The organism is Sphingomonas sp. PAMC26645 (genome assembly GCF_004795835.1).
Taxonomy (GTDB): domain Bacteria; phylum Pseudomonadota; class Alphaproteobacteria; order Sphingomonadales; family Sphingomonadaceae; genus Sphingomonas.
Genome location: NZ_CP039249.1, coordinates 1,913,632 through 1,928,451, shown reverse-complemented (window position 1 = coordinate 1,928,451; position 14,820 = coordinate 1,913,632). Strand labels below are relative to the sequence as shown.

Below are 14,820 nucleotides of genomic sequence, written 5' to 3'. Positions count from 1 at the left end.
CATTAGGCCGGCATTCGCGCTGCGGGGCTTCCCCTTGGTGCGCTTGCATTCAATCTGGAAGGTCTAACGCCCATGAAGGCGCTCATGAAGACCACCAAGTCGGCAAAGCCGGCAGAGGTGGACAAGCAGTGGCATATCGTCGACGCGGAAGGTCTCGTCGTCGGCCGTGCCGCATCGATCATCGCCAACGTCCTGCGCGGCAAGCACAAGGTGTCGTTCACCCCGCATGTCGATTGCGGTGACAACGTCGTCGTGATCAACGCCGACAAGATCCGCTTCACCGGCAACAAGGCTGCGAAGAAGATCTATTACAAGCACACCGGTTACGCCGGCGGCATCAAGGGCATCACTGCCGCTAAGGTCCTCGATGGCCGCTTCCCGGAGCGCGTTCTCGAAAAGGCTGTCGAGCGCATGATCCCGCGGGGCCCGCTGGGTCGTGAGCAGATGCGCAACCTGCGTATCTTCAAGGGCACCGAGCATCCGCACGAGGCACAGAACCCTGCCGTGCTCGACATCGGCAGCATGAACCGCAAGAACAAGGTGGGCGCATAATGTCCGACAACCGCCAGTCGCTCGCCGATCTCGCGAGCCTGACCAACCAGCCCGCGCCGGCTGCCCCCGCCGAGCAGGCTCTGCCGACCAGCGAAGGCGATATCGCAGCGCCGGTCTCGAACGAGCCCGTCCGCGAGCCGATGCCGCTGCGCGAGCAGATCCTCGACAAGCAGGGCCGCGCCTATGCGACCGGCCGTCGTAAGGACGCCGTCGCGCGCGTCTGGGTCAAGCCCGGCACCGGCAAGATCACGATCAACGGTCGTGACCAGGAAGTGTATTTCGCACGTCCGACGCTGCGTCTCGTCATCAACCAGGTGTTCGGCATCACCGAGCGCGAAGGTCAGTACGACGTCGTCTGCACCGTCAAGGGCGGTGGCCTTTCGGGCCAGGCCGGCGCGGTCAAGCACGGCATCAGCCAGGCACTGACCCGCTTCGAGCCGGTGCTCCGCGCATCGGTGAAGGCAGCAGGCTTCCTGACCCGCGACAGCCGCGTCGTCGAGCGCAAGAAGTACGGCAAGGCGAAGGCCCGTCGCAGCTTCCAGTTCTCGAAGCGCTAATCTCGCTTTCAGTATCTGCGTATCAGAAGGGCGGTCCGGCAACGGGCCGCCCTTTCTGGTTTTGGGGTGCAGCGTGATGACGCCAGGGTGAGAGCTGCAACGAAGCCCAAACCCCAACGATCCCCCCTCCCTTCCAGGGAGGGGAGCCTGTTGGAGTTGGCGCGCAGCGTGGCTATTGCAGATGCCACGGCGGTCGAACTTGTCGAACGTTGATGTTCCCGCCAGATACGAAAGCGCGCCAAAGCCGCAGCGGCGCGGCCGTTTCTTGTTCTCCCGCGAAGGCGGGAGCCCAGTCTGGGTCCCCGCCTTCGCGGGGAAACAATCGACGCCTTACCCCAACGCCGCAATGATCTCGTCGAGCGAGGCGTTGCGAATCCCACGCCGCTCGAACTCGTCCAGCATCGCAGTCCACCAGTCGTGGAAACGCTTCAAATCCGCCGCGTCGCGAACATAGGGCGTGTGGCCCGGGACCAAAGACGGCGAGTGGAAGGACAGGTTCAGCAACCGCAGACCTTCACCAGCCGCCACCGCGACAGCCTCCAAAGCATCGGCGATCGGCATGTCCTCGGGCGTCAGCGCGATCCGGGACAGCAGGTGCACGCGCGCGAAGAGGCCCCTGCCCTTCGGAACTCGCCCGAGCGCCCGGTACAGATGCGCGCCGCCCTTCCGGGCATAGCCTGTGAAAACCGTCGTCAACGGCAGTTCGACGATCCCCTCCGCGCGATAAGCGCCGGCGTCGGCCATCGAGAAATCTGGACCTCCGTCAGCACTGTAATCATAGCCGGGACGAACCGAGCTATCGATCCGGTAACCAAGCCTAGCGAGCAGCGCGAAACTGTTCGGACCGATACCGTAGCGTCCGGCGCGATAGGCGCATGGAGTGCGGCCGAATGCGGTCGTGATGGCCCGGGTCAGCGTTTCGAGCTTGGCGGCCTCCGATGCGCGCGGCAGGTTGCCGGCGTAACTCGATCCCGGCGGCGCGCTGTCCGGGAACGGCGGATTGACCCAGGCATGAAGCTGCGTGCCGATCTCCGACCGTCCGTCCTCGACGACACGCGACAAGATCGCGACGGCTGCCGGATCGGTGGCGACTGGGTAATCGACCATGCAGGCCAGCGCGACGCCCCGTTCGGCGAACCGGCGATGCGCGTCAGGAAAGGCCGCCATCGCGGTCGTCGCGCGGTTGCGGCGATCCAGCGGGGCGTTCCAGTCGAATTCCTCTTCGACGTCCGCGAAGACGGTGAAGCGCGTGCCGAATTCCTCGGGCCATACCACGCGTTGTGCGTCGGTCGGGCGCGGGGGGCGATACGTCACCGCTGTTCGTCGGCGGTCCGCTCCGCATCGACAGTATCGGCAGCCGGAAGCTGAAGGGCCAGGCGGTCGGCGCCGATCGTCAGCACGCCGCCCAGTTCGACCGCGAGGTTCTGTGCCAGCCGCAACGCGAACCCGGTCCCGAGCAAGGGCGCGCCATCGCCGTCGCTCTCATGTTCGGCATCGATGCTCAGCAGGACATCGGTGGCATGCGCGGCGAGCGCGGCGGGTCGGTCGAACTCGATCGTCACCGTCTCGACGACCGGCCGCACGACCACGCCAAGCTGCTCGCCCTTCCGCCCGGCCGAAACCAGCGCGGCGAGCAACCGGCCGATCAACCGCTCGACCGCACGATCGTCGCCGCGAATGTCGCAGTCGCCCGCCGGCATCGCCACGACCAGGCTCGTACCACGCAGCGTCGCGAGCGGCTGGAGATCCCGCGCGACCCGGTCGAGCAACGCACGAACCGGCACCGTCGTCGGGCGCAGGTCGAGCGCACGCCCTTCGATCCGCGCGGCAGTATCGAGATCGTCGATCGCCGCGAGCAGGTCGCCCGCTTGCGTGCGAATCGTGGTCGCACGGTCGCGGTAGGTCGGCGAGACCGGACCCAGCAACTGCGTCTCGATCAGCTCCGCGAACCCGGCGATCGCATTGGTGGGCGTGCGCAGTTCGTGAACGAGCTGGCGGAGCGAGTCGGACACCGGCGACGAGACACGAACCGGCTCGGCCGTCTCGTCGCGACGCGGGCGACGCCCCGTTCCGCGGAAACCGATGAATCGGCCCGACGCGTGCTCGAACGCCGGCACGCCCGAAAGCCGCCACGATCCGAACGCATCGGACAGGCCGCCTACTTCGAGCCGCGCATCGCTGAACCGCGAGCGGCGGCGGAACGCGCCCGCCGCGACTCCGTCGAGATGCGCCTCGCCCTGTTGCGCGGCATAGGCGAGCGACACGCCGACCAGTGCCGAGCGCGCGACGCCGTCGACCATCCGGATGATCCCTTGCGCATCGGTCTCGAAACGGAAGCCCTCGATCTCAGCCGCTACGGGCGCTGGCGTAGCAGCATCGACGGTGCGGTCGCGATTGAACGCTTCGATACGCGCGACGAGGTCAGAAATTTCGAACCGATCCGCCGGGGCTGCATCCTCGGGTGCCGGAACGGGCGGTTCGGTTTCGGCTAGCTTGGCGTGGCGAAACGCCTCGGCGACGAACGGCAGCCCGCGTGCGACCGCGCCGAGCGCCATGAACGGGGTTTCGCTGAGCGGCGCTGCGTAGAGGGACAGCTCGGGAATGTCGGCGGGAGCCGGTTCGGAGAGCTTCGCGATCTGTTCATCGCGGACTGGCGCCTTTTTGCTCAGCGCCGGCTCGAGGGCGATGGGCTCGGGCGCAACCGGTTCCGCCTCGGCCACCTCGATCTCGACTGGCGCTTCGGGTTCCGGCAACACGAAGTCGGTCGGACCGAAGCTCTGCAACCCACGCTGGACCTCGGCGGGCAGATCACGTCGATGACGCAGGACGGATCGACTGGGTGGTGTCAGTCGCGGGAGAAGCGCGAGCCAGTCGTTCGGCTCCAGCGTCGCCGTCCGCAACACCGGTGCGGCGATCGCCAGCACGTCTTCCGCGAAGAACCCAACGAGCCGCGCATCGGGCTTGGCAAACGCCAGCGCCCGCGCACTCGCGGCACGGACCTCGACCCGTACCGCCTGCCGCAACAGCCGCAACCGCGCGATCGCCGGCTCGTCGACGACCGCACGACCACGTCCCATCAGGTCGACCAGCTGCCGCCATGCCGATTGCGCACCGAAATCGGTGGCCATGTCGGCGGCAAGGATCGTCTTCAGGCTATCGTCGAACCGCACATCGTTCCCCGGCTTCAGCGGGCTTAGCACGCTCTCCGTACCGATTCCTTAACGCGCGCGGCGATGCGAAGGAACAACCCATTTCGGTAAGCAAAGGCCTTCGTCGCATTGTGGGACAATTGCGTTTCGCCGCAACAATCTTATCGCTATGAGGAATGAATCGCTTGGTTTGCGATGCCCATCAGGAGTTGCGTGAAATGAGTTTTGACCGGATCGATCGGCAGATCCTGTCGCTGTTGCAGGCCGACGGTCGGATGACCAATGTCGACCTGGCCGACCAGGTGGGGCTCACTGCGCCGCCGTGCCTCCGCCGTGTCCGCGCACTCGAGGAAGCGGGTGCCATTCGTGGCTATCACGCCGATCTCGATGCCAGCCGCCTGGGCTTCCCGATCACCGTGTTCGCGATGGTGTCGCTACGCAGCCAGGCCGAGCACGACCTCGCCGCGTTCGAGCATCACATCGCCGACATTCCCGAAATCCGCGAATGCCACATGCTCAACGGCGAGATCGACTTCATCCTGAAGATCGTCGCCGCCGACCTGAAGAGCTTCCAGGAAATCCTGACGACGCACCTGACGCCCGCGCCGAACGTGGCCAGCGTAAAGACGTCGCTGACGATCCGGACGGCGAAGGCGTTGTCGGGCATCCCGGTGGTGGTGGACTAGCCTTCTGACTTCCAGTCTTCGCCCCTCCCTGGAAGGGAGGGGTTGGGGGTGGGTCGGGTTCCGCTGGGTTCTGACCTTCGAGACACCAGCCGGCCTACCCACCCCCTGCCCCTCCCTTTCAGGGAGGGGAGTTCGGACGCCGTGATTGGCTAGCCATACCTGCAAACGAAAACGGGGCGGCATTTCTGCCGCCCCGTTTCCTTATTCAAGACGCCGCAGCTTAGGCAGCCGGTGCGCCGAGCCAGGTCGTCCACAGACCGGCAACGTCGGCCTTGGGCGAAGCCTTGACCGCCGAGAACGCCGTCGTGGCGCCAGCCTTGTCGCCCGACCGCGCGAGTGCGATGCCCATATGCAGGTTGACGTCGTCGGCATCGACGCCGCCCTTGGTCAGCGCCAAGCGATACAGCTCGATCGACTTGGCGTAGTTGTTCTGGCCAAGATAGGCATCGGCCGTACCCGCGGCGAGCTTGCCGTTCGGAGCAGCCGCAGCGCGCTTCTCGAGGCCCGACAACGGACCGTCGTTGGCGATGTTCTTGCTCGCGTCCGCCAGCAGGCCCTTGGCCATCGTGTTCGACGCCGGGATTTTCCCCGCGGCGAGGCCTTCCTTGATCACCGCCTGTGCTTCGCTCGGCAGGCCGCGACGGTTTACGCTGTCGGCATACTGGAGATAGTCGGTCTGATCGGCGAGCGAATTGGTCGCACGCATCAGGCGGAACACGTCGACCTTCTGTGCCTCGTCGAGCGGGATCAGCGCGTTGGCCTGGATCCCCGACAGGATCAGCACGTCGCGCCAGTTCTTTGCCGACGGATATGCCGCGATCCACTTCTTCAGCCACGCCATTGTGTCGGCGTTGCGCTTGGCGGCGTAGGACTTGGCGATCGCATAGCGATAATAATCCTCGGGAGCCTTCTGGCCCGCCGCGGTCATCTGCGTGATCGAAGCGTCGAGATCGGCGGTGGCACCGGTCACGTCGCCGCTTTCCATCTTCGCCTTGACGATCTGCAACCCGAGGTCCGGGTTGGTATATCCGAGTTCCTTGGCCTTCGCGAAATACTGGAGCGCGATCGGATACTGCTTGCCGTTGAACGCGAGTGCACCGCGGCGATATGCGTATTTGCCGCGATCGGCAGCCGGCGTCGCCGGGTTGGCGATCAGCGCGTCGAGCGGCTTTGCCAGCGTCGTCTCGTTCATCGGGGCGTTCGGGTTGGCGGTCTGCGCGGCGACCAGCTTCTCGTTCTCGAGCTGATAGCGAAGCGCGGCGCCGATATACTTTTCATAGTCGGTCTTGGCGGCGGCATCGATCTGGTCGATCGCGGTCTGCGCGCCGGCGTAATCCTTGGCGGTCAGCGCAGTCTGCGCGGCAATGCCGGGCTTCTGGACTTCGGGGCTCAGCTTCATGGCCGGTGCCTCTTCGGCCTTCTTCTCCTTGGCGAACGCAGGCGCCGACAGCGCGAGGCCGCTCGTGCCGGTGGCAAACGCCGCAATCAGTGCAAGCTTGGAAATGGTCTTCATGCGGAAACTCTCCCTCTGCGTCGGCCCGCTTACGTAAGTGGCGCGCCGCGACGCTATATGGTCCGTGGTGCATACGTTCAAGCAAGCGGTCCGGATCCCCTGCCTGCAAATTAGCGGGTGAACGTCAATTGAACGCGCTCCCCGCCAACGCTAGATCGCGACGATGATCGCTGTCCTATCGCCCGCCAAGACGCTCAATTACGAGAGCGCGCTCCCCAAGCTCGACCCGACCACGCCGCGCTTCGCCGACGAGGCAAAGACGCTGGCGCATGCCGCCGCGCACCTGACGCAGAAGAAGCTGTCCGAGCTGATGCATATCTCGCCCGCGCTGGCGAAGCTCAATGCGGACCGGTATCGCGATTTCGACACGCTGCCCGAGCGGCCGGCGATGTTCGCGTTCGCCGGCGACGTCTATACCGGGCTCGAGGCGAAGACCCTCGACGAGGCCGCGGTGGATTACGCGCAGGATCACGTGCGGATGCTGTCGGGCTTGTACGGGTTGTTGCGGCCGCTCGACCTGATGCGCCCTTACCGGTTGGAAATGGGTACGCGCTGGGCGCCGCGGAAGACGAAGCTGACCGACTGGTGGGGCGACCGGATCGCCAAGCTGCTCGCGGACGACGTCGAGGCGGAGGGATCTGGGACGATCCTCAACCTCGCGAGCCAGGAATATTGGGCGGCGGCGGAAGGGAAATTACCTTCGTCCATACGCGTCGTCGCGATCGATTTCCGCGAGGGCGAGGCGCAGAAGTTCGTCAGCTTCCACGCGAAGAAAGCCCGCGGCATGGTCGCGCGGTGGCTGGTCGAGCACCGCTTCGACGACATCGAGGGGATCAAGGGGTTCGACAGCGACGGCTATGCCTATGACGCGGCGGGCAGCAGCGACGCGCAGTTCCGGTTCGTACGCAAGTGAGCAGCGCGGTCGTCATCGGTGTGTCGGGTGGGATCGGCAAGGCGCTTGAGGAAGCGCTGATCGAGGAAGGGGCTTTCGACAAGGTCTACGGGTTCGCGCGGTCGGAGAGCGGCGATCGGCATCTCGATCTGGAGGACGAGGCTAGCATTGCGGCAGCGGCTTCACGGGTCGGCTCGCCGGCGCTGGTGATCGTCGCGACCGGGTTGCTGCACGACGGCGACAAGGGCCCGGAAAAGGCGATGCGCGAGCTCGATCCGGCGTGGATGGCGCGCAGTTTCGCGATCAATGCGATTGGGCCGGCACTGGTGGCCAAGCACTTTCTGCCGACTATGCCGAAGGCGGGGCGGATCGTGTTTGCCGTGCTGTCTGCTCGCGTAGGTAGCATCGGCGATAACAAGCTTGGCGGCTGGTACGGCTATCGTGCGTCGAAGGCGGCGCTGAACCAGTTGGTCAAGACGATCTCGATCGAGGACAAGCGCCGGAACTCCAGCGGCATCGTCGTCGGCCTGCATCCGGGGACGGTCGACACCGGCCTGTCGAAGCCGTTCCAGGGCAACGTCACGCCCGGCAACCTGTTCAAGCCGGACCGCGCAGCGGTGCAGTTGCTCGACGTCATCGACGGCCTGCGCGCGCCGGATAGCGGGAAGCTGTTCGCCTGGGACGGCGTCGAGGTCACGCCGTAACGGACTACAATCCTCCCCCGCCAGGGGGAGGATCGTCGACGTCCGTAACCCGATCCATGACGCCGATTTCACCTGCCCGCCACAGTCCGTTCAGGTCCCCCGGCGCAGTCTCTCCGCATCGTCCACCAAGGCCGAAACGAGAGGATACCCGCATGATCAAGTCCCTCCCCCTCGCGATCCTCGCCGGCGCTACGCTGCTGTCCGGCACCGCAGCCGTCGCCGCGACCCAAGCGCAGACCAGCGTCAAGCCGAAGACCGTCGCGACGCACACCACCACGACCAAGACCACCACGCCCGCCGGCAACACCAAGGTCGCCAAGCGCACCACGACCGTCGCCAAGGGCCGCATGGTCACCGCCAAACTCGCGAACGGCAAGTCCGTCACCTACAATTGCTCGCTTGCCGGCAACAAGACCAAGACCGCCTGCAAATAACCCGTAATTAACGATGAAACCCTTCTCCCTCGCGTGCGTACGCGTGCGCGGGGGTAGCAAGGTGCCCCCCCTCGGCTAAGGTGTGTCATCATACCGCAACAAGCCGAAAGCGTTCAGATTTGACCGACGAGACCATACTCGCCGAACCCCAGGGCGGCGAGCCCGCCGACATCGCCACGATCTCGATCGTCGACGAGATGAAGTCGAGCTACCTCGACTATGCGATGAGCGTCATCGTCGCGCGCGCGCTGCCCGACGTCCGCGACGGCCTCAAGCCCGTGCATCGCCGCATCCTGTACGGCGCGCACGAGAGCGGCTTCGTCGCCGGCAAGCCCTACCGCAAGTCCGCGCGCATCGTCGGCGACGTGATGGGTAAATACCATCCGCACGGCGACAGCTCGATCTACGACGCCTTGGCCCGCATGACCCAGGACTGGTCGATGCGCGTGCCGCTGATCGACGGCCAGGGCAACTTCGGCTCGATGGATCCCGATCCGCCCGCGGCAATGCGCTACACCGAGGCGCGCCTCGGCAAGGTGGCGAACGCGTTGCTCGGCGATCTCGACAAGGACACCGTCGACTTCACGCCCAACTATGACGGCTCGGAGCGCGAGCCTTCGGTGTTGCCGGCGCGCTTCCCGAACCTGCTGGTCAACGGCGCGGGCGGCATCGCGGTCGGCATGGCGACCAACATCCCGCCGCACAATCTCGGCGAAGTCATCGCCGCGTGCCTCGCCTACATGGACAATAGCGCGATCACGACGGAAGAACTGTTCGAGATCGTACCCGGTCCCGACTTCCCGACCGGCGCGATCATCCTCGGCCGCGCGGGCGCCAAGTCCGCCTACGAAACCGGCCGCGGCTCGATCATCGTCCGCTCGCGCCACATCGTCGAGGAGGGCAAGGGCGACCGTCGCTCGATCGTCCTGACCGAGATCCCGTTCCAGACCGGCAAGAACGGCCTGGTCGAGAAGATCGCCGAAGCCGCCAAGGACAAGCGGATCGAAGGCGTCAGCGACATCCGCGACGAATCGAGCCGCATGGGCGTCCGCATCGTCATCGACCTGAAGCGCGATGCGACCGTTGACGTGGTGCTCAACCAGCTCTGGCGGCACACGCCGGCGCAGTCGAGCTTCCCCGCCAACATGCTGGCGATCCGCGGCGGCCGCCCCGAGCTGCTCAACCTGCGCGACATCATCGGCGCGTTCATCACCTTCCGCGAGCAGGTCATCACCCGCCGCTCGAAGTTCGAACTCGCCAAGGCTAGAGAGCGCGCGCATCTGTTGCTCGGCCTCGTCATCGCGGTCACCAACCTCGACGAAGTCGTCAAGATCATCCGCGGCTCGTCGAGCCCGGCCGAAGCACGCGGCAAGTTGCTCGCACGCGAATGGCCGGTCGAGGAAATCGCGCCGTACATCGCGCTGGTCGAGGCGGTCGAGGACAAGCAGCAGGAGGGCATCTACAAGCTGTCCGAGCCGCAGGTCCGTGCGATCCTCGATCTCCGCCTGCACCGCCTTACGCTGCTGGGCCGCGACGAGATCGGCGACGAGCTGAAGGCACTGGCCGCGACGATCGGCGAGCTGCTCCACATCCTCGGCGACCGCGCGAAACTGTACGAAGTGATGCGCGGCGAGCTGATCGCGATCCGCGACGAATTCGCCACCCCGCGCCGCTCCGAGATCGCCGCCGCCGCCAACGGCATCGACGACGAGGACCTGATCGAGCGCGAAGACATGGTCGTCACGGTGACCATGCAGGGCTATATCAAGCGCACCAGCCTCGACACGTTCCGCGCGCAGGCGCGTGGCGGCAAGGGTCGCGCGGGCATGTCGACGAAGGACGAGGACGTCGTCACCGAGCTGTTCGTCACCTCGACGCACACCCCGGTGCTGTTCTTCTCGAACCTCGGCAAGGTCTATCGCTACAAGGTCTGGCGCCTGCCCGAGGGCGGCCCCGCCACGCGTGGCCGGCCGATGATCAACCTGCTGCCGCTGGCGCCGGGCGAGACGATTTCGACCGTGCTCCCGTTGCCGGAGGATCTGAGCGAGTGGAGCCGCCTGCACGTGATGTTCGCGACGCAGCGCGGGCTCGTCCGCCGCAACGCGATGGACGCGTTCACCAACGTACCGTCGAACGGCAAGATCGCGATGCGCTTCGAAGAGGGCTCGGAGGACAAGCTGATCGGCGTCGCGCTGCTCAGCGAGCATGACGACGTGCTGCTCGCGACCAAGCTCGGCAAGGCGATCCGCTTCGCCGGCGACGACGTCCGCGAGTTCCAGAGCCGGACGTCGACCGGCGTGCGCGGTGTCACGCTCAAGGGCGACGACGAGGTCATCTCGCTGTCGGTCCTGCACCGTGTCGGCGCCACGCCTGAGGAGCGCGAGACGTATCTCAAGTTCGCACCGTGGAAGGGCGAGCGCGAGGGCGATCACGGCATGGGTGCCGACCGCTACAACGATCTCAAGGACCGCGAGCAGTTCATCCTGACGGTCTGCGAGAACGGCTATGGCAAGCTGTCGAGCGCCTATGACTATCGCCGCACCGGTCGCGGTGGCCAGGGCATCACCAACATCGACAACATCGCACGCAACGGCCCGGTGGTGGCGAGCTTTGCCGCGGCGAAGGGCCATCAGCTGATGCTGGTGACCAACCAGGCCAAACTGATCCGCACGACGCTCGCGTCGCTCCGCGTCATCAGCCGCAACTCGGCTGGCGTGAAGCTGTTCGACGTGGCCAAGGGCGAGCACGTCGTCTCGGCGGCGCGGATCGAGGAAACCGAGGAAGACGCCGAGATCAACCTGGCGGATGCCGTGCCGGAGGTCGCTCCGGACACCGGCGCGACGATCGGCGAGGATACCGCCGCGGGCCCGGAGGACGGCGAATGAGCCGCGATCCGATCGCGTACAAGGTGCTGACGGGGGAGCAGCTGGCGACTCTGGAAAGCGGGAGCTTTGTGGGTGCGCCGGTGGATGTGGCCGACGGCTATATCCACCTTTCGACCGCCGAGCAGCTGACGGAGACGGTCGATAAGCACTTCGCCGGTCAGTCGGACCTGCACGTGGCCGCGATCGATCTCGAAGCGCTCGGCGACGACGTGAAATGGGAAGAGTCGCGTGGCGGGCAGTTGTTCCCGCACGTCTATGGCGGGCCGCTGCTGCTCGAGGTCGTGTTGTCCTACGGCCCGTTGGAACGAGACGACAAGGGCAAGGTGAAGCTCCCCGTCGCGGGCTGACCGGCACTCCAACGCAAGCATGTTCTCCCGCGAAGGCGGGAGCCCAGTCTGGACTCTCGCCTTCGCGGGAGAACAAGGAGCGGGAGTTGCCGCTCGATTGGCTGTGTGTCGGTGCCGACTATGCCAATACCACCCCGGCGAAGGCCGGGGCCCAGTTGGGGAACGTTGCTAATGGAGCGCCGTCCTCAGTTACATCGACCTTTCCAACTGGACCCCGGCCTCCGCCGGGGTGGATAGTTTACTCGAGTACGCTGACCCCAGCCGCAAACTCACCCAGCCGCAAACGCAGCCCTTACAAACCGCGCACAAGCCTCCGGCGCAGTGATCGGGATCATATGCCCGCCCTCGATCGTGTCGATCTTAGCCCCCGGAATAATCGCCGCAGTCCGGTGCCCATTCCACGCCGGGTCAAGAATCGCATCCTGCCGCCCGAACAATATCCGCACCGGCAAACCGATCTCCGCATACCGCGCGACCATCGCCGTCACATCGTCGTTCGCCCCGGCAAGATCCGCAGCCGCCGCCGCGATCGCGATCGGCCGAGCCGACAACGCACCGCCGCCCCGCGTTATAAAATCCTCCGGCACAGCCTCAGGCGCAAACACGCCTTCCAACGTCTTCTTCGCGGTCAGCCGACTGAGCGGCGTCCCCAGCACCTGCGCGAACGCCAGCCGCGCACCCGACGGAATCCGAGCGAGCCCGCGGAAGCTCTCCGGCACCTGCTCCAACGGCTGCGTCAGCGGTGCGATCAGGGCGAGCGCGCGAACCAGATGCGGATGGTCGAGCCCGACCGCGAGGCTGAGCGCACCGCCCAGCGAATGCCCGACCAGCAACGGCCGATCGAGCCCGAGCTTCTGGATGAAGTCGGCGATGATCGCGCCCTGCCCGATGATCCCCGGCATCGCCCCCGTCGCGGTCGAATAGCCCGACCCCGGCCGATCGACGACGATCACGCGGTAGTCGTCTTTCAGCAGGTCGACGAGCGCATAGCTGAAGTTGCGCAACTGCCCGGCGAGCCCGTGGACCATGACGATCGCCGGCCCGCTGCCGACGTCGATATAATGCAGTCGAGCGCCCGCGACGTCGAGAAAACGCCCTTCCGCCGGCACCAGGTCCTCGGCAAGCCGTGCGACGCGGCTCGAATAGAGCGACAGCCCGATCCCCGATACTGCCGCCAGCAGCGCCCCGCCGATCAATCGCTTACCCGTTCGCTTCATAGCCATCTCCTTGATATCTCTGTGCGCTGAACGCCCGGCTTTGTCCAAAGTCGCAGCCGCCCGCGCAGGGAACCCGTTACGGCTACCGAACGTCCGGTCCGCGAAGGAGATGCGCCGGTGGATCCACAGGCTCGAACGATACTCGACACGATACAGACACTCGCCCCGAACGCCGATCCGCACGCGGACGACGCGCAGTGGCTCGCCGACTTCCGCTACCAGACGGCGCTGCTGAAGACCTTCTCTGGCGATCCGGAACCGGTGCACGCGATCACGCACCTTATGCTGCCGTCCGAGCCCGGACCGCTGACCGTGCGGCTCTATCGCCCGAAACCCGGTCCGTTGCCGCTGCTGCTACACATCCACGGCGGCGGCGCGATCGCCGGGTCGATCGACGGCCACGATCCGGCGTTGCGCGCGCTGGCGAACCGGACCGGCTGGCTGGTCGCCGCGCCCGCCTATCGCCTGGCGCCCGAACACCGCTTCCCCGCGCAACTCGACGATAGCTGGACGGCGCTGCAGGGCCTCGTCGCACAAGCCGACACGCTGGATATCGACCTGTCGCGCGTCGTCGTCTCCGGGGACAGCATAGGCGGTACGCTCGCGACCGCCCTCGCCTCCCGCGCAGCGTCCGAAGGCGAACCAGACCTAAAAGGCCAGATCCTGCTCTACCCCAACACCGACCTGCGCCGCGATGCCACCTACCTGTCGCGGCAAAGCGAAGACGGCAACATCATCGACGCGAAGTCCTTGGAGCGGCAGATCGACCTGTACCTAGCTTCGGATGCAGACCGCACCGACCGCCACGCGTCACCCATCCTGGCAGACGACTTCACTGCCCTGCCCCCGACGCTGCTGGTAACCTGCGAGAACGACCCGCTACGCGACGAGGGCGAAGCCTATGGCCAGCATCTGCACGACGCAGGCGTTACGGTCGACCACGACCGGTTCGACGGCATGATCCACGCCTTCCTGCAGATGGGCGGAAGGCTGGACGCGACCGACCGGCTGCTCGATCGCATCGCCCGCTGGCTCGACGCCCGATGACAGGAAAAATGGTGCACCCAGAGCGATTCGAACGCCCGACCCTCAGATTCGTAGTCTGATGCTCTATCCAGCTGAGCTATGGGTGCATCGCCGTCCCGTGACCGGTTCGACAAGCCCGCCGTGAAGCGGAAAATCCTGGTGCACCCAGAGCGATTCGAACGCCCGACCCTCAGATTCGTAGTCTGATGCTCTATCCAGCTGAGCTATGGGTGCACTGGAGGGGCGCTGATAGCAGGCATTTTCCGGGGCGCAAGGGTTTGCCGCGATAAAGTTGTGTCAGGCGGCGCGGACGCATAGAGCGGCGGGCATGAAACTCGCCGCTCCGCTCCGTTCGCTGTCGCTCCTCGCCCTGCTCGCGGCGTCCGCGTGCAGCAAGGATACCACCGCCTACCCGTCGCTCGGCCTGCGCCCGGTCGAGAAGCTCGGATTCGCCGAGCCCGAGGTGAAGACCGCCGTGGCCGCCCCCGATCCCGCGCTCGACGCCGATATCCGGACGATATCGGGCAAGCTCGACACAATCTCCACCGGCTTCACGCGCGACGCGGCCAAGGCGGAGGCCCTCGCCCGGACCGCACGCGGCGGCGCGGTCGGCAGCGATGCGTGGCTCGCCGCGCAGACTGCACTCGCCGGACTCGACGACTGGCGCGCGCAATCGTCCGCGCTGGTGACGGACATCGAGCAGCGAGCTACCGATCGCGCCGCCAAGCTGCAAGCCGACTATCCGGCGCTGGCCGCGATCCGCGACAAGGCACAGGCGGAAAACGATCGCCAAGGCGCCACGATCACGCGCATCCAGGCAAGCCTCCCCGCCGCTTGATCAGTTGCTGATCCTCCCCC

General features: G+C 66.0%; 14 protein-coding genes and 2 tRNA genes. 10 read left to right on the top strand and 6 right to left on the bottom strand.

Annotated features, from left to right (window positions below; all coding sequences use genetic code 11):
• The first annotated feature begins 72 nt into the window (after positions 1 to 72).
• Complete coding sequence (rplM, locus tag E5673_RS09140; protein ID WP_082441436.1) at positions 73 to 552, top strand: 50S ribosomal protein L13; 480 nt, start codon at positions 73 to 75, stop codon at positions 550 to 552.
• Complete coding sequence (gene rpsI, locus E5673_RS09135; protein ID WP_082441435.1) at positions 552 to 1,109, top strand: 30S ribosomal protein S9; 558 nt, start codon at positions 552 to 554, stop codon at positions 1,107 to 1,109. Before rplM ends, rpsI begins: the two co-directional genes overlap by 1 nt.
• A gap of 330 nt (positions 1,110 to 1,439) precedes the next feature.
• Here rpsI and E5673_RS09130 read toward each other — a convergent pair whose 3' ends face one another.
• Both E5673_RS09130 and E5673_RS09125 read right to left on the bottom strand, forming a co-directional pair.
• A complete protein-coding gene (locus E5673_RS09130; RefSeq protein ID WP_136189747.1) occupies positions 1,440 to 2,423 on the bottom strand; it encodes a polysaccharide deacetylase family protein in 984 nt (327 codons plus the stop codon).
• Positions 2,420 to 4,309: a HAMP domain-containing sensor histidine kinase gene (locus E5673_RS09125; protein WP_247599638.1), complete on the bottom strand. Its 1,890-nt coding sequence runs from the start codon at positions 4,307 to 4,309 to the stop codon at positions 2,420 to 2,422. The genes E5673_RS09130 and E5673_RS09125 overlap by 4 nt, the downstream gene beginning before the upstream one ends.
• 167 nt (positions 4,310 to 4,476) lie before the next feature.
• On the opposite strand from E5673_RS09125, the gene E5673_RS09120 reads away from it, so the two are divergent.
• Positions 4,477 to 4,944, top strand: a complete 468-nt coding sequence (locus tag E5673_RS09120) for an Lrp/AsnC family transcriptional regulator (protein ID WP_055880606.1) — start codon at positions 4,477 to 4,479, stop codon at positions 4,942 to 4,944.
• A 220-nt stretch (positions 4,945 to 5,164) separates the two neighbouring features.
• Here E5673_RS09120 and E5673_RS09115 read toward each other — a convergent pair whose 3' ends face one another.
• On the bottom strand, positions 5,165 to 6,457 hold the full coding sequence (locus E5673_RS09115; protein WP_136189746.1) for a hypothetical protein: 1,293 nt from the start codon (positions 6,455 to 6,457) through the stop codon (positions 5,165 to 5,167).
• Between the two features lie 163 nt (positions 6,458 to 6,620).
• Between E5673_RS09115 and yaaA the strand changes: the two genes are divergently transcribed.
• The 5 genes from yaaA (at position 6,621) to E5673_RS09090 (ending at position 11,719) form a co-directional block, all read left to right on the top strand.
• The gene (yaaA, locus tag E5673_RS09110; RefSeq protein ID WP_136189745.1) at positions 6,621 to 7,370 is read left to right on the top strand and encodes a peroxide stress protein YaaA; all 750 of its coding nucleotides are present in this window, start codon (positions 6,621 to 6,623) and stop codon (positions 7,368 to 7,370) included.
• Positions 7,367 to 8,053, top strand: coding sequence for an SDR family NAD(P)-dependent oxidoreductase (locus E5673_RS09105; RefSeq protein ID WP_136189744.1), 687 nt, complete (start codon positions 7,367 to 7,369; stop codon positions 8,051 to 8,053). Before yaaA ends, E5673_RS09105 begins: the two co-directional genes overlap by 4 nt.
• Positions 8,054 to 8,205: 152 nt before the next feature.
• The gene (locus tag E5673_RS09100) at positions 8,206 to 8,487 is read left to right on the top strand and encodes a hypothetical protein (RefSeq protein WP_136189743.1); all 282 of its coding nucleotides are present in this window, start codon (positions 8,206 to 8,208) and stop codon (positions 8,485 to 8,487) included.
• A gap of 119 nt (positions 8,488 to 8,606) precedes the next feature.
• Positions 8,607 to 11,372 (top strand): DNA gyrase subunit A, encoded by a 2,766-nt coding sequence (gene gyrA / locus E5673_RS09095; protein ID WP_136189742.1) that lies wholly within the window; start codon positions 8,607 to 8,609, stop codon positions 11,370 to 11,372.
• Positions 11,369 to 11,719 carry a DUF952 domain-containing protein gene (locus E5673_RS09090; RefSeq protein ID WP_136189741.1) on the top strand — a complete coding sequence of 117 codons (351 nt, stop codon included), beginning with the start codon at positions 11,369 to 11,371 and terminating at the stop codon, positions 11,717 to 11,719. Before gyrA ends, E5673_RS09090 begins: the two co-directional genes overlap by 4 nt.
• Before the next feature lie 269 nt (positions 11,720 to 11,988).
• On the opposite strand, the gene E5673_RS09085 is transcribed toward E5673_RS09090, so the two are convergent.
• Positions 11,989 to 12,936: an alpha/beta hydrolase gene (locus E5673_RS09085; RefSeq protein ID WP_210731826.1), complete on the bottom strand. Its 948-nt coding sequence runs from the start codon at positions 12,934 to 12,936 to the stop codon at positions 11,989 to 11,991.
• A gap of 117 nt (positions 12,937 to 13,053) precedes the next feature.
• On the opposite strand from E5673_RS09085, the gene E5673_RS09080 reads away from it, so the two are divergent.
• Entirely contained in the window at positions 13,054 to 13,983 is a 930-nt protein-coding gene (locus E5673_RS09080; RefSeq protein ID WP_136189739.1) for an alpha/beta hydrolase, read from the top strand.
• A gap of 9 nt (positions 13,984 to 13,992) precedes the next feature.
• Here E5673_RS09080 and E5673_RS09075 read toward each other — a convergent pair.
• Together E5673_RS09075 and E5673_RS09070 are read right to left on the bottom strand one after the other, a co-directional pair.
• Positions 13,993 to 14,069: transfer RNA gene (locus E5673_RS09075), tRNA-Arg, on the bottom strand.
• Between the two features lie 50 nt (positions 14,070 to 14,119).
• Positions 14,120 to 14,196: transfer RNA gene (locus tag E5673_RS09070), tRNA-Arg, on the bottom strand.
• A 94-nt stretch (positions 14,197 to 14,290) separates the two neighbouring features.
• On the opposite strand from E5673_RS09070, the gene E5673_RS09065 reads away from it, so the two are divergent.
• Complete coding sequence (locus tag E5673_RS09065; protein ID WP_136189738.1) at positions 14,291 to 14,800, top strand: hypothetical protein; 510 nt, start codon at positions 14,291 to 14,293, stop codon at positions 14,798 to 14,800.
• Positions 14,801 to 14,820: the final 20 nt, after the last annotated feature.

Bases quoted from the DNA above. Each gene is read 5' to 3' on its own strand.
- rplM (WP_082441436.1), top strand. From the start codon at position 73: ATGAAGGCGCTCATGAAGACCACCAAGTCGGCAAAGCCGGCAGAGGTG.
- rpsI (WP_082441435.1), top strand. From the start codon at position 552: ATGTCCGACAACCGCCAGTCGCTCGCCGATCTCGCGAGCCTGACCAAC.
- E5673_RS09120 (WP_055880606.1), top strand. From the start codon at position 4,477: ATGAGTTTTGACCGGATCGATCGGCAGATCCTGTCGCTGTTGCAGGCC.
- E5673_RS09115 (WP_136189746.1), bottom strand. From the start codon at position 6,457: ATGAAGACCATTTCCAAGCTTGCACTGATTGCGGCGTTTGCCACCGGC.
- yaaA (WP_136189745.1), top strand. From the start codon at position 6,621: ATGATCGCTGTCCTATCGCCCGCCAAGACGCTCAATTACGAGAGCGCG.
- E5673_RS09100 (WP_136189743.1), top strand. From the start codon at position 8,206: ATGATCAAGTCCCTCCCCCTCGCGATCCTCGCCGGCGCTACGCTGCTG.
- E5673_RS09090 (WP_136189741.1), top strand. From the start codon at position 11,369: ATGAGCCGCGATCCGATCGCGTACAAGGTGCTGACGGGGGAGCAGCTG.
- E5673_RS09085 (WP_210731826.1), bottom strand. From the start codon at position 12,936: ATGAAGCGAACGGGTAAGCGATTGATCGGCGGGGCGCTGCTGGCGGCA.
- E5673_RS09065 (WP_136189738.1), top strand. From the start codon at position 14,291: ATGAAACTCGCCGCTCCGCTCCGTTCGCTGTCGCTCCTCGCCCTGCTC.